Origin of the sequence: Clostridium gelidum, from assembly GCF_019977655.1 — a bacterium.
Taxonomy (GTDB): domain Bacteria; phylum Bacillota; class Clostridia; order Clostridiales; family Clostridiaceae; genus Clostridium; species Clostridium gelidum.
The window spans coordinates 64827-79625 of record NZ_AP024849.1; the positions used below are offsets into that span (position 1 = coordinate 64827).

The following is a 14799-nucleotide window of genomic DNA, read 5'->3' on the forward strand; positions in this document are numbered from 1 at the left end:
AATTAAAAGATTATCTTAAAATTCCTAGTCATTCAAATTCATATACTAAATGCTATGTTAATAATTAAAAGCTTATATATTTATAGATAATATTTTATATAATTGAATAAAAGTATAAATTAAAGTGTAAAAACTATGAGTTTTGACAAAACTGATAATAAAATAATAAATTATTTACAGTATTGTTGATTTATAATGTAATATATTAGTATAATGAAATTATCTAGAATAATTCAAAGGAGGAATAATAATGGCTACTTCTATTAAGGATGTTGCAAAAGAAGCTGGAGTATCAATTGCAACTGTTTCTAGAGTTTTAAATGATATCGATGTAGTAAATGAAGATACTAAGAAAAAAGTTTTAGAAGCAATAAAGAAACTTTCGTACAGACCAAACATAGTGGCAAGAAGTTTAAAAACTCAAAGAACAAAGACAATAGGAATTTTACTTCCAGATATATCAAATCAATTTTATCCAGAAATTGTGAGAGGTGCTGAAGATGTTTCGAATATATACGATTACAATATAATATTGTGTAATTCAGACCTTGATATAGAGAAGGAAAAAGAATATTTAAGAGTACTTAGTGAAAAAATGGTTGATGGTGTAATTTACATGAGTAGTTCTCTAAATCAAGAGATTTTAGAACTAATCAATGAATTAAATTTAAAAACTATATTAGTTGAAACAAAAGATAAAGACGGATTACTACCAAGTGTAACTATTGATAATGTTAAAGCTTGTTACGACAGTACAAAATTATTAATAGAAAAGGGAATAAAAGAAATTGCATTTATAGGAACTGAAAAAGATAACAAGAATGCTTGGGGAGACAGATATGTTGGATATGAAAATGCTATGAGAGAAGCAGGAATTCCAATAGATACCGAATTAGTATATTTTGACTCAATAAAAGTAAAGAGTGGATACGAAGGCGTACAAAAATTCATAAAACAAAATAAAAAATTTAAGGGCGTTGTATGCGCATCTGATGATATTGCAATGGGAGCGATAAATGCTTTAAGAGACAATGGACTTAAAATCCCAGAAGATGTAAGCGTTATAGGATTTAATGATAATTTTGCAGCATCAATATTCTATCCTAAGATTACAACAGTATCTCAACCAACTTATGACATGGGTTCAGTTGCTATGAGAATGCTTATTAAACTTTTAAATAAAAAGGAATTAGAAGAACCACATTATGTTTTAGAACATCAATTGATTGAAAGAGAAAGTACAATTTAAGCAGAGAACCCAAATCTATGATTTGGTGTGAATCGCTTACCCAGCGAGCGAATGCGAGTCGGGTTTCCTTAATATAAAGAGCACAGTAAATGTGATTTGCATTTACTGTGCTCTTTTATGGTTTATGTAGCTTAAATAATTCCTTCGCTTTTTAAAATATTTTCTAAATTTTGAACTCTACTAGATAAGCAGATAAACTTTTCTTTTAACTGTTCTCTTGAAGGTTCATTATCATTGATGAATCGCTCCATATCTTCCACAGCTTTTAAAGCTTCTTCTACATCTTGTTGAGCTATTTTTAAATTTAAATCGTCCATAAAAAGTTCTCCTTTTAAAATTTAATTATGATTAGCAATTATATCCTATCACTACTAAAAAATAAGTGCAAGGAATATAAATGTAAAGAACAATTATACTATGGGGGAGAATATGATAAATTATATTTGGTTTTTTTTAATATTTTGTGGGATTTTAGTTGGATTATTAAGTGGAAATGGGGACGCTATCTCTAAAGCAATAATTAACTCTTGTGGTAATACTGTTACTTTTGCAATTGAACTTACAGGGATAATGTGTTTTTGGTGTGGGGTTATGAAGGTAGCAGAAAATAGTGGACTTACAGAAAAAATATCTAAATTATTAAAGCCTATCCTTAAGCGTATATTTAAAGAGGCGGCTAAAGATGAAAAAGCTTTAGGTGCTATAGTTATGAATCTTACTGCTAATATGATGGGCTTATCCAATGCAGCAACACCTTTTGGCATTAAAGCTATGGAAGAGATGGATAGGCTTAATAAGGATTCAGAAACGGCATCTAATGATATGGCACTCTTTTTGGTTTTAAATGCAACATGCATTCAATTAGTGCCATCTACAATAATTTCTATAAGAGCTGCTTGCAATTCAGCAAATCCAGGAATAATAATATTGCCAACATTAATATCTACAGCTGCAGCAGCAGTAGTTGGAGTAATATGTTGTAAAATATTGCAAAGATATTTTTAGAGTTAGAATAATAACATTGACACAACTATTTTTGGAACAGCATCATTTAATACTTAACTTTACAGGGGGAATAATATTACTATGTTAAATTATTTAAGTAAGAGCATAATACCAATAATATTTTTACTTATTATAACTTATGGCATGTTTAAAGGAAGAAAAGTGTATGAATGGTTTATAGAAGGTGCTAAAGAGGGATTAAAAGTAACTTTGAGAATATTTCCGTATCTTTTAGCTATGATAATTGCAGTGCAAATATTCAAAGAAGCAAATTTAATGAATTTACTAAATAATTTCATAGCACCACTTGGAAATTTTATAGGATTGCCTAAGGATCTTATACCATTATTAATCATAAAGCCTTTATCAGGAAGTGGAGCAATAGGAATGTTTACAGATATAATAAAAAGTTTTGGACCAGATACTAGAACTGGCCTTATAGCATCTGTTGTAATGGGAAGTACAGAAACTATATTTTATACAATCACAGTTTATTTTGGTGCAATAAAGGTCAAAAAAATAAGACATACTTTATGGGCAGCTATTTTTGCAGATATGACAGCAATAATTATGGCTATTTTGATGGTAAATATTTTTCTTATTTAAGGCACATTAAAAGACGAAGTATAAGAGTATCTTTAGTGTATGAATTTGTCTTATATGATTAAGTACCTTTATTAGTATAGATTTTTGGAGTATTATATTTAAAGAAAACATTGTAGGAAGAAAGAGGTTGGAGTTATGAATAATGATGAGTATATAAAAAATAGAAGTAGATTTATGGATGTAATAGAAGACAATTCAATAGTAATATTATTTGCAGGGAAGCCATGTAAGAAAACAGGGGATGAACTATATCAATTTACTCCAAATAGAAATTTTTATTATTTAACAGGGGTTCAAGAAGAAGAACATATAGTAGTATTATCAAAATTTAAAGATATTGCACATGAAAAGTTATTTTTAAAGGATTTCGATTTAGATAAGGAAATGTGGAATGGAAAGACTTTAAGAGACAGTGAAGGAAAAGAGATATCTGGAATTGAAGATGTAGTATACATGAAGGATTTCAATTTTTATATAAATAAATTGATTAATGGCTCAGAAGAAATAAATTTATATTTAGATTTAAATAGAGAAGCTATTGATGAAGCAGATTCTATAGCTAATACTTTTGCAAATGAAATTAAAAATAAATATCCACAAGTTATAATTAAGAATCTTTCAAGTAAGATTGCGCCACTTAGAATGGTTAAATCTGAACAAGAAATAGTAGAAATGCAAAAAGCTATAGAAATAACAATTGATGGAGTAAAATCTTTAATGAATAATGCAAAAGTTGGAATGAAGGAATATGAACTTGAAGCATATTTTGATTTTGAATGTAAGATTAAAGGAGTTAAGGACTTCGCTTTTGCAACAATAGCAGCGGCAGGTAAGAATGCAACTATACTTCATTATGTAGAAAATAATAGTGAATTAAAAGATGGAGACTTAATTCTTTTTGATTTAGGAGCCCAATGGAACTTATATAATGCAGATATAACAAGGGTATTTCCTGTTAATGGTAAGTTTACACATAGACAAAAAGAAGTTTATGAAGCAGTTCTTAGAGTAAATAAAGCGGTTATTAAAAAAATAAAACCAGGAGTTGATTGTAAGGAACTTAATACATGGTCTAGAGATTTAATAGCTGAAGAATGTATTAAATTAGGTATTATAAAAGAAAAGGAAGAAGTTAGTAAATACTATTGGCACAGTATAGGACATAGTTTAGGATTAGATACGCATGATTTAGGAATGCAAGGAAGAGAATTTGAATTTAAAGAAGGAATGGTATTTACAGTAGAGCCTGGAATATATATAAGTGAAGAAAGCATTGGAATAAGAATTGAAGATGATGTTTTAGTTACTAAAGATGGCTGCATAGTTCTAACAAAGAATATGATTAAAGAAATTAGTGAGATTGAAGAATTTATGAAGTAATTACATCTTAATTCACGGTTGAATAATTAAAGGCTGCTTTTGCGACAGCCTCTTTTAATTATTTTTATTTATTATTTATTTCAAGTCACTAAGTTCCAGCCGTTTTTGTTCATTATTAACATTTACATAACAAACTATATTTTGTATTTCAGTTAATTTTGCATTGCTATTTAATAATTCTTGTTTAATATAATTCTTTTTCCAAATACAATCTTTTGTAACAGTTTTATTTGGAGGAATTACTGAATCAAGAAGGAATATATGCTGATCATAAACACTACCTGGCTGTATGTATTTATCTGTAAATAATATATGAAATGAAATTTTTGATATTTCAATATTTGTATTATTCTTAATTTGAAATTCACTATAATAATAATTGTTATCATCAAAAAAAGTTTTTTCTGTTATAACAATTGGATCTTCACTAGGTCCACTTATTATTTTTGGTTCTAATTGATTATCATTATCCTTGCTCATAACATCCTTTGAATTCTCATAATAGTAATATCCCAAAGATATCCCCATAGAAAAAATAATAACAAAAATGGCTGTTGATATAATTGATATTATTTTTAGTTTTCTAGCACTTTTTATTACTGCTATTAGTAGAAAAATACATGAAATTATTATACCAATAGCGCCTATAGCAAACATTATTTCATAAGCTTGAAACATATTATATTATCTCCCCTATCCAGTAGTTTTATAAAATAAAACTACTTTTTAATTAATATAAGTATATCACAATACTTATATTTTGTAGTAAATATCTTGTAAAACACGCCATAAAGGATTAGAAGGTTTATGGATTCTCAGTAGAATATGTATCAATAATTTATTAAAAAATTTTCATAAATTTATCTGTTTTTCACAATATATCTGAATAAATAAGATTAATATGATAAATTAAAAGAATCAATTGAGCATTAATTTTATTAATGTTGGGTTTAAAAACATTTCTATAAGTGGTACAATATAGAAAGAAAATGGTATAATATGTAAAATAATTACATGTAAATTTGAGATTAATAATTAATTATAAAATTTTAGGAGGAATGAAAAAAATTATGTTTAAAAGAGCAAATAAAATTACATCTTTATTAGTGGTTATTGCTGCTGTTGTTTCAATAGTACCTTCAACTATTACTAATGCTTCAGAGAAAGTAGAACCTCCAGCTGTTATTGCTAATACTTCAAGACAATCAGGAACTTATTCTATTGGTTGGTCTAAATTAGCTGATGGAGCTTGGAACTTCTACGATGCAACGGGTACTAAGATTACTGGCAACTGGGTTAACTTTGCTGGAGTTTGGTATTACCTTAAGGTTGATGGCACTATGGCTATTGGATGGTATCAAATTTTAGGGAAGTGGTATTGCTTCAATCAATCAGGAGCTATGTTAAGTAACACAGTTATTGATGGTTATAAATTAAATGCATCAGGAGCTTGGGTTGAATAGTGAATTTGAATTAAAAATAAGGTGATTGTTACCTACAATATATAAAGTATGTTGATTATATAATTTTGGACAAATAACCATGTGAAGGAGATGAATATTTTTTTAAAATAATAATTGATTATATTAGCAAAATTAGTTACAATAATAGAATAGTAAAAAAAATTAAATGCAATGAAAAGAAGAGTAATAAAAAAAGCATTCTAAAAGAGAGTTAACATATGCTGAAAGTTAGCGTTTGCGAATTTTATGAAGATGGTCTTAGAGCATACTTTTTGAGCCAAGATTATTTGGTTAGGGAAGTACGGTAGCAACCGTTACATTGCAAGGTGATGATAGTCACCTATTGAGTTATTTATTGTGAAATAAGTAAAAACTAGAGTGGTAACGCGTATAATACGTCTCTATATAGGTTTAAATATACCTATATAGAGGCTTTTTTGTTATAAATAATAAAAAAGATAATTTAATTTCAAATGTTAAAAATGCAATGGGGAATTTTAAATTGTTACTCATTGTTTAAAATAAGGAGGAACACAAATAATGTGTACAGATTGTAAAAAAACATATTATATTACTACACCAATTTATTATCCATCAACAAAACTTCATATAGGAAATACATATACTACTGTAGCTGCTGATGCATTAGCTAGATTTAAGAGATTAACAGGCTATGATGTAATGTTCTTAACAGGAACAGATGAACATGGTCAAAAAATCCAAAGAATAGCTGAAGAAAAGGCCATTACACCAAAGGAACATGTAGATGAAGTTGTTGCTGGAATTAAAGACCTTTGGAGCATGATGAATATAAGCTATGATAAGTTCATTAGAACTACTGATGATTATCATATTAAAGCAGTTCAAGATATATTTAAGCAATTATATGATCAAGGAGATATATACAAGAGCTCTTATGAAGGGTGGTATTGTACACCTTGTGAATCATTTTGGACTGATACTCAATTAGAAAATGGAAACTGTCCTGATTGTGGAAGACCAGTTGAGAAATCAAAGGAAGAAGCTTATTTCTTTAAAATGAGCAAATATGCAGATAGATTAATAAAATATATTGAAGATAATCCAGAATTCATTCAACCAGAATCAAGAAAGAATGAAATGTTAAATAACTTCTTGAGACCAGGACTTCAAGATCTTTGTGTTTCAAGAACTAGCTTTAATTGGGGAGTTCCAGTAACCTTTGATGAAAGTCATGTTGTCTATGTTTGGATTGATGCATTATCAAATTACATAACTGCTCTAGGATATGGTCAAGACAATAAAGAATTATATGAAAAATATTGGCCAGCAGATGTGCATTTAATAGGAAAAGATATTTTAAGATTCCATACTATTTATTGGCCAATTATGCTAATGGCTTTAGAGTTACCACTTCCAAAACAAGTATTTGGTCATGGATGGTTACTTGTTGATGGTGGGAAAATGTCAAAATCTAAAGGTAATGTAGTAGATCCAGTTGTTCTTGTAAATGAATTTGGAGTAGATCCAGTAAGATATTATTTATTAAAAGAAATCCCATTTGGAGCAGATGGATTATTCAATAATGAAATATTTATAAAGAAGATAAATTCAGATCTTTGTAATGATTTAGGCAATCTTTTATCAAGAACTGTTGCAATGGTTGAAAAGTATTTTGATGGAGAAATGCCAGCACAATCTGAAAAAGAAGCTATTGATGATGAATTAATAGGTTTAGCATTAGCAGCACCAATTAAAGTTGAAGAATCAATAAACATATTAAATATACCGCAAGCTTTGGAACATGTTTTTGAATTAATAGGAAGAGCTAATAAGTATATAGATGAAACAACACCATGGATATTAGCTAAAGATGAAAGTAAAAAAGCTAGACTTGGAACAGTTCTTTATAATTTAGCTGAAAGTCTTAGATTTGCATCAGTAATGATTTCATCATTCTTACCAGATACAGCTAAGAAGATTAATGTCCAAATCAATACTTCAGAAATTTCATGGGATTCTCTAAAGGTATTTGATGGAACAAAAGCAGGAACAAAAGTAATCAAAACTGAAAACTTGTTCCCAAGAATAGATGTTGATAAAAAACTTGAAGAATTAGAAGCTTTAAGGGTAGTATCTATTCCAACTAAGAGAGAAATAACACCTATAAAAGAAGAAGTGACAATTGATGATTTTGAAAAGCTTGATTTAAGAGTGGTTAAAGTATTAGCTTGTGAACCAATAAAGGGAGCTAAAAAATTATTAAAACTAAAGGTAGATTTAGGTGGGGAAGAAAGACAAGTAGTCTCTGGAATAGCAAGTTACTATAAACCAGAAGAGTTAGTTGGGAAAAATGTAGTATTAGTTGCTAATTTAAAGCCAGTAACGCTTAGAGGAGAATTATCACAAGGAATGATTTTATGTGCTGCAACTGATGATGATAGTATATTAAAAGCAGTAGATCCAGGGGAACTTGAAACAGGTAGCATAGTAAGGTAAGCAGATAAGTGAAAGTCCAAATCTATGATTTGATTCCTTGAACTTAGTTAACTCATTTATGAGTTAACATCATATGAAAATGATTTAGTGTGAATCGCTTACTCATCTGACGTTAGGAAGAGGAGTTTCATATATAAGGAATATTACAGAAAATAACAGGTCAATGCACTAAGTGTATTGATTTGTTATTTTTTTTAATATGCATAAAAAAATAGAACGTCTCACTTAGGGGGGTGAGGCGTTCTTTAACCATATAAATTAGTGGTTAAAAGGGGTAAATAATAATGCTTTAACTACTTTACAATTCAAATTTTACGCTATTAATATGTCAATTGGGTGTCAAATATATTGAGAAATAATTAAAAATATACTTTATAAATAGGAGAATATTAATATTTTAAGAAACTAATTAAATAAAGGGTACATGACCAATTACAATAGATAGTATTTTATTAGGTGTAACTAAATTCTAAATAGACTTCATTGGATTAAATTTAATAGAGCTAGATTTTATGGGTAAATAATGCTTGTTAGAGGTAATCGGAAATTCATTTTCATTATATATAGTTTCTTGTATTAAGTGGAATTGATTCTCATCTGAAATAGGATAAGTTTTGGCTGCAAAGTTTCCAGCTGTTGAATATTTTATTTCTACTAATATGTTAGTAGATATTTTATAAAGATCTCTTTCTAAGAATTCTAAAAATTGATCTTGATTATTTAAATCTATATTAAGATTTGAAATAGTTTCAATTGGTAACAAGGTAAATGTATAAGCTATAGTTTTACCTTTAGACCTGTACCATCTATCTACTAACACAACAACAGCAGTTTTCTTTACTAAAATTTGATTGAAATAATCTGTTGATGGCTCTATACGTAATTTAAGTTCTACATCATCAATTGTATCATTCATACACTTATATATAGGGTGTCCTATAGTTTCTAATCCAATGTCGTTATTGGGTTTCAATTTCACTATAAAATTGCCTTTGCCTCGAATGTTATTTACTAGTCCATCATCTTGTAATAATGAAAGTGCTTGCCTTAAGGTTGTTCTGCTAACACCAATTAATTTAGATAGTTCAGGTTCTGATGGTAATCTACTTCCCTCAGGAAAAGTACCTTCATTTATCATTTTAAAAAGTTTATTATATACACTTACATATCTTAATTCCTTTTGTTTATCTATTATATTAAATTCATTCATAAAAATATCACCCTTCTGTAGAATATAAACTTGTTTAGACAAGTAGACTGATTAAATTATAGTTTTCAATTAAATATATTGATTATATTGGGTATAACTTCAATTATTAAATATAAACAATTAAATTATTATGAATAATGCGTAAGTATTAATGAAGCACCATGTTGTCTAGCTTGATATTTATATTTTACCATAGATTGAAGCAAAATAATAACTATAAAGTATAAAAAGTTTTAAACTACTTGACATGGAACAATAGACATGTTATTCTCTAGGAGTAGACAAATATACAAGTTGATAGACAAGCTTGAAAGATGTTTATTTTTTTTATGATACGATTGTAATCGTATTCTGAAACTAGTTTATATAAAAAATAAATGGAGGGATAAATATGAATTATTCACAGGATTCGGGTAAGCAATATCATATTAATGTTGGAGAGGGAGACGTAGGAAAGTACGTTATAATGCCAGGTGATCCAAAGAGGTGTGAGAAGATAGCTACATACTTTGATAATCCAAAGTTAATTGCAGATAATAGAGAGTATGTTACTTATACTGGTTTTTTAGATGATGTAAAAGTAAGTGTTACATCAACGGGAATAGGTGGACCATCAGCATCTATAGCATTAGAGGAATTGGTAAGATGCGGTGCTGACACTTTTGTTAGAGTAGGTACATGCGGAGGAATGGATATAAATGTTAAAGGCGGAGATATGGTTATAGCCACTGGAGCAATTAGAATGGAAGGTACTAGTAAGGAATATGCACCAATTGAATTCCCTGCTGTTGCGAATCTTGATGTTATTAATTCATTAGTGCAAGCGTCTAAAGATTTAGACAAGATATATCATGTTGGAGTTGTTCAATGCAAAGATTCATTCTATGGACAACATTCTCCAGAAACAAAGCCAGTGGGTTATGAATTAATAAACAAATGGAATGCTTGGTTAAAATGTGGATGCCTTGCATCTGAAATGGAGTCAGCAGCTTTATTCGTAGTAGGAAGTTATTTAAAAGTAAGAGTAGGTTCAGTATTTTTAACAGTTGCTAACCAAGAACGTGAAAATGCAGGATTAGAAAACATACAAGTACATGATACAGAAGCAGCAATAGAAGTAGCAATAGAATCAATTAGAAATTTAATAAAAGCTGATAAAGAAAAGATGATTTAATAGAAAATTAATTTATTTACAAGGAGGACAAATATGAAAGAATATCAAGATATTTTAGACAGAGCTTTTGAAGCAATGGAAAATGCATATGCACCTTATTCAAATTATCATGTTGGTGCTTGTGTTTTAACTAAAGACAATAAATACTTTATGGGTGCAAATATTGAAAATGCATCTTATGGTTTAACAAATTGTGCTGAAAGAAATGCAATTTTTCAAGCTTATTCAAATGGATATCGTAAAAAGGATATAGAAGCAATAGCTATTGTAAGTGAAGGAAAAACATTAGCAACTCCTTGTGGAGCTTGTCGCCAAGTATTAGTAGAATTATTAGAAAAACATACTCCGATAGTATTATCTAATCATAAAATAGAAAAAGTTACGAATATACAAGATTTATTGCCAATGTCTTTTACAGAAGAAGATTTGAAATGATAATAAGCTTAACCTTTGGAGAACATATTATTTAATAGGTATGAGATTAGCTTTTAGGATTACTAATTTAGGAGGGATAAGATTATGAATAAATATAATAGAATTTTCACAATTGTAATAGATTCACTTGGAATTGGAGAAATGAATGATTCAAAAGAATATGGTGATGTTGATGTAGATACACTTAGACATATATCAGAATCAGTAGAAAATTTTAATATTCCTAATTTACAAGGGTTAGGATTAGCTAATTTACATTCTATAAAGCATGTAGATTCAGTTGAAAAGCCTTTAGCTCACTTTATGAAAATGGCAGAAGCAAGTGTGGGAAAAGATACTATGACTGGTCATTGGGAAATGATGGGTCTAAAAATAGAAACGCCATTCCAAACATTTACAGATACAGGTTTTCCAAAAGAATTATTAGATGAGCTAATAAAAAGAACAGGGCATAAAATTGTTGGAAATAAAAGTGCTAGTGGTACAGAAATCTTAGATGAATTTGCAGAACATCAAATGGAAACAGGGGATATGATTGTATATACTTCAGCAGATTCTGTTTTACAAATTTGTGGTCATGAAGAAACATTTGGATTAAATGAACTTTATCGTTGCTGTGAAATTGCAAGAGAATTAACATTTAAGGACGAATGGAAAGTAGGAAGAGTTATAGCAAGGCCGTATTTGGGAATGAAAAAGGGTGAATTTAAACGTACAAGTAATAGACATGATTATGCTTTAAAGCCATTTGGAACAACTGTACTTAAGACATTAAAAGATAATGGTTTTGATGTAATATCTGTTGGAAAAATAAATGACATATTTGATGGTGAAGGTATAACAGAATCAAACAAGTCACAAAGTTCTGTTCATGGAATGGAACAAACATTAGAAATAATGGACAGAGATTTTAATGGGTTATGCTTTGTTAACTTAGTTGATTTTGATGCATTATGGGGACATCGAAGAAATCCAGTTGGCTATGCAGAAGAATTAGAAAAGTTTGATGTTAATTTGGGTAAGGTATTAGAGAAATTAAAGAAAGATGATTTACTAATAATTACTGCAGATCATGGCAATGATCCAACTTATAAAGGTTCTGATCATACACGTGAATTTGTCCCTTTCTTATCATATTCACCATCTATGAGTGAATATGGATTAATGGAAACAAGCGATAGCTTTGCTGCTATTGGTGCTACAATAGCAGATAACTTTGGCTTAGAAATGCCTGAAAATACAATTGGCAAATCAGTATTAGATAAACTTGTTTAAAGGTATTAATAAATTGAAAAATAAATCATATAAAAATTTTTTGAGAAAGATATTAATAGCAATAGTTGGAGTTGCGTTGGTAGGTATTGCACTTTCATTTAACTCATCAGCAATGTTAGGAAATGATCCAGTTGCAGTTTTTTATGATGGAGTCCGCAATTTATGTGGACTTCCACGAGAAGAACTTGGACTAGTAACAAATTTAATAAATTGTGCTTTTGTAGTGACAATGTTCATACTAGGACGCAAGTATATAAATATAGGGACGTTTGTGTATGCAGTACCAATGGGGAGCTTTATTGATTTAGGGTTTAAAATACATCAAATGCTTAACATCCCTAATACTTTAAACTGGAGAATATTTACTGCTTTTTGTGGCTGTTTAATGTTGTTTTTAGGTGTTGGTATTTTCATAGCAGTAGATATTGGAATGGACCCATGTACAGGAATTGTAGTTATTTTAAGAGATAAAATAAAGAATCAATATAAAACATCAAAAATAATTTGTGATATTTGTATGTTGATACTAGGATTTACATTTGGTGGGAAAATGGGTGCTGTTACAGTTATATCAGCTTTAATTGCTGGACCAACTATACAGAAAGTATCAGAAGTTTTTGATAAGAGAGTTTTGAAGTTGATTAAGTTAAATAAATTAACTGTTAGTAGTTAATTTTAAAATAAAATTTTGGGAGGATAAAATTATGATAAATACACCAACTCCACATAATGGAGCTAAATTAGGAGAAATAGCAAAAACAGTATTAATGCCAGGAGACCCGTTAAGAGCAAAGTTTATTGCAGAAAATTTTTTAGAAGATATTGTTCAATTTAATTCAGTTAGAAATATGCTTGGATATACTGGGACTTATAAAGGAAAGCGTATCTCTGTTATGGGTGGAGGTATGGGAATGCCATCCATAGGAATTTACTCATATGAACTATTTAATTACTATGATGTAGATAATATTATTCGTATTGGAACAGCCGGAAGTGTATCTGAAAAGTTACATTTACGTGATATTGTAATCGGTTTAGGAGCATCAACTGATTCAAATTATGCTTCACAATATAATTTACCAGGCACTTTTGCTCCAATTGCAAGCTTTGATTTAACTAGTAGTGCAGTTGAAAAGGCAAAGGAAAACAACATAAATGCTGTTATAGGAAATATATTATCATCTGATATATTTTATAATGCAGATAAAACAGCATTAGAAAAATGGAGAAGTATGGGTATTCTTGCAGTAGAAATGGAAGCTGCTGCACTTTATATGAATGCGGCAGAGGCTGGAAAGAATGCATTATGTTTACTTACAATTTCAGACTGTCCATTAACAGGAGAATCTCTTTCAGCAGAAGACAGACAATTGAGTTTTACAGAGATGATGAAAATTGCCCTTGAAATAGCAAAATAATAAATTTTTAGGAGGAAGTATTATGAAAAAAATTATCGCATTATTAATGACAACAATGATGATGGGAACTATGGTTGGTTGTGGATCAAGTAGTACTAAAACAGAGGATAAAGGAACTAGCAGTGAAAAGGAATATAAGGTTGCAATGGTAACTGATACAGGTGGGGTAAATGACCAATCATTTAATCAATCTTCATGGGAAGGGTTACAAAGCTTCGAAAAAAATAATAAAGGGGCTAAGTCAAGTTATTTAGAATCTAAGCAAGAATCAGATTATGCTACTAATTTAGATAAAGTTGTTGATGGTGGTAATAAATTAGTTTGGGGTATTGGTTTTGCAATGTCAGATGCAATAACAAAGGCAGCACAATCAAATCCAGATGTTAACTATGCTATAGTTGACAACTCATATGGAGATAAGACTCCAGCTAATGTTACAGGAGTTATGTTTAGGGCTCAAGAACCATCATTTATGGTAGGTTATGCAGCAGCAAAGACAACTAAAACAAATAAAGTAGGATTTGTTGGTGGTATAAAAAGTGGAATTATAGATCAATTCCAATATGGATATCAAGCAGGCGTACAGTATGCAGCAAAAGAATTAAACAAGGAAATTACTGTAGATGTTCAATATGCTGAAAGCTTCTCTGACGCATCAAAAGGAAAAGCAATAGCAAATAAAATGTTCTCTTCTGGATGCGATATTGTATTCCATGCAGCTGGTGGAGTAGGAGTAGGAGTAATTGAAGCAGCTAAAGAAGCAAATAAATTTGCAATTGGTGTTGACCGTGACCAAGCATATTTAGCTCCTGATAATGTTTTAACATCAGCATTGAAATTAGCTAATGTTGCAGTTGAAAATATTTCAAAAGAGGCTATGAGTGGAAATAAAATTGGTGGAAAAACATATACTTATGGTTTAAAAGAAAATGCTGTAGGAATTCCAACTGAAAATAAAAATATGGATCCAGCAGTATATAAAGCAGCTATGGAAGTTCAAGATAAAATTAAAGCTGGTTCAATAGTGCCACCTTTCAATGAAGAAACTTTTAAAGCATTTGGCAAATAGTAGAATTTAAAGATAGTATTAATATAAAAAATAGGTA

General features: G+C 29.4%; 15 protein-coding genes and 1 other annotated feature. Of the genes, 12 read left to right on the plus strand and 3 right to left on the minus strand.

Going from position 1 to position 14799, the window contains the following annotated elements:
* Positions 1–250 precede the first annotated feature (250 nt).
* Complete coding sequence (locus tag psyc5s11_RS00280; RefSeq protein WP_224035699.1) at positions 251–1249, plus strand: LacI family DNA-binding transcriptional regulator; 999 nt, start codon at positions 251–253, stop codon at positions 1247–1249.
* A 131-nt stretch (positions 1250–1380) separates the two neighbouring features.
* Here psyc5s11_RS00280 and psyc5s11_RS00285 read toward each other — a convergent pair whose 3' ends face one another.
* The gene (locus psyc5s11_RS00285; RefSeq protein ID WP_224035700.1) at positions 1381–1566 is read right to left on the minus strand and encodes a hypothetical protein; all 186 of its coding nucleotides are present in this window, start codon (positions 1564–1566) and stop codon (positions 1381–1383) included.
* Positions 1567–1678: 112 nt separating this feature from the next.
* On the opposite strand from psyc5s11_RS00285, the gene psyc5s11_RS00290 reads away from it, so the two are divergent.
* The 3 genes from psyc5s11_RS00290 (at position 1679) to psyc5s11_RS00300 (ending at position 4240) form a co-directional block, all read left to right on the plus strand.
* Positions 1679–2254, plus strand: a complete 576-nt coding sequence (locus psyc5s11_RS00290; RefSeq protein ID WP_224035701.1) for a nucleoside recognition domain-containing protein — start codon at positions 1679–1681, stop codon at positions 2252–2254.
* Between the two features lie 81 nt (positions 2255–2335).
* Positions 2336–2860 (plus strand): spore maturation protein, encoded by a 525-nt coding sequence (locus tag psyc5s11_RS00295; protein ID WP_224035702.1) that lies wholly within the window; start codon positions 2336–2338, stop codon positions 2858–2860.
* Between the two features lie 135 nt (positions 2861–2995).
* Positions 2996–4240, plus strand: coding sequence for an aminopeptidase P family protein (locus psyc5s11_RS00300; protein WP_224035703.1), 1245 nt, complete (start codon positions 2996–2998; stop codon positions 4238–4240).
* Positions 4241–4315: 75 nt separating this feature from the next.
* On the opposite strand, the gene psyc5s11_RS00305 is transcribed toward psyc5s11_RS00300, so the two are convergent.
* Entirely contained in the window at positions 4316–4918 is a 603-nt protein-coding gene (locus psyc5s11_RS00305; RefSeq protein WP_224035704.1) for a hypothetical protein, read from the minus strand.
* A 392-nt stretch (positions 4919–5310) separates the two neighbouring features.
* Here psyc5s11_RS00305 and psyc5s11_RS28000 point away from each other — a divergent pair, with 392 nt between their 5' ends.
* The gene (locus tag psyc5s11_RS28000; protein WP_311196397.1) at positions 5311–5703 is read left to right on the plus strand and encodes a hypothetical protein; all 393 of its coding nucleotides are present in this window, start codon (positions 5311–5313) and stop codon (positions 5701–5703) included.
* A gap of 162 nt (positions 5704–5865) precedes the next feature.
* Positions 5866–6109, plus strand: a binding site (T-box leader).
* Positions 6110–6243: 134 nt separating this feature from the next.
* On the plus strand, positions 6244–8181 hold the full coding sequence (gene metG / locus psyc5s11_RS00315) for a methionine--tRNA ligase (RefSeq protein WP_224035705.1): 1938 nt from the start codon (positions 6244–6246) through the stop codon (positions 8179–8181).
* 469 nt (positions 8182–8650) lie between these two features.
* On the opposite strand, the gene psyc5s11_RS00320 is transcribed toward metG, so the two are convergent.
* The gene (locus psyc5s11_RS00320) at positions 8651–9391 is read right to left on the minus strand and encodes a GntR family transcriptional regulator (protein WP_224035706.1); all 741 of its coding nucleotides are present in this window, start codon (positions 9389–9391) and stop codon (positions 8651–8653) included.
* Between the two features lie 391 nt (positions 9392–9782).
* On the opposite strand from psyc5s11_RS00320, the gene udp reads away from it, so the two are divergent.
* From udp to psyc5s11_RS00350, 6 genes are all read left to right on the plus strand, one after another.
* The gene (udp, locus tag psyc5s11_RS00325) at positions 9783–10565 is read left to right on the plus strand and encodes a uridine phosphorylase (RefSeq protein ID WP_224035707.1); all 783 of its coding nucleotides are present in this window, start codon (positions 9783–9785) and stop codon (positions 10563–10565) included.
* Positions 10566–10598: 33 nt separating this feature from the next.
* Complete coding sequence (gene cdd, locus psyc5s11_RS00330; RefSeq protein WP_224035708.1) at positions 10599–11000, plus strand: cytidine deaminase; 402 nt, start codon at positions 10599–10601, stop codon at positions 10998–11000.
* Positions 11001–11084: 84 nt separating this feature from the next.
* Positions 11085–12275 (plus strand): phosphopentomutase, encoded by a 1191-nt coding sequence (locus tag psyc5s11_RS00335; protein ID WP_224035709.1) that lies wholly within the window; start codon positions 11085–11087, stop codon positions 12273–12275.
* Positions 12276–12315: 40 nt separating this feature from the next.
* Positions 12316–12948, plus strand: a complete 633-nt coding sequence (locus tag psyc5s11_RS00340) for a YczE/YyaS/YitT family protein (RefSeq protein ID WP_224035710.1) — start codon at positions 12316–12318, stop codon at positions 12946–12948.
* Between the two features lie 31 nt (positions 12949–12979).
* Positions 12980–13693 carry a purine-nucleoside phosphorylase gene (deoD, locus tag psyc5s11_RS00345; protein WP_224035711.1) on the plus strand — a complete coding sequence of 238 codons (714 nt, stop codon included), beginning with the start codon at positions 12980–12982 and terminating at the stop codon, positions 13691–13693.
* Positions 13694–13715: 22 nt separating this feature from the next.
* Complete coding sequence (locus psyc5s11_RS00350; RefSeq protein ID WP_224035712.1) at positions 13716–14762, plus strand: BMP family lipoprotein; 1047 nt, start codon at positions 13716–13718, stop codon at positions 14760–14762.
* Positions 14763–14799: the final 37 nt, after the last annotated feature.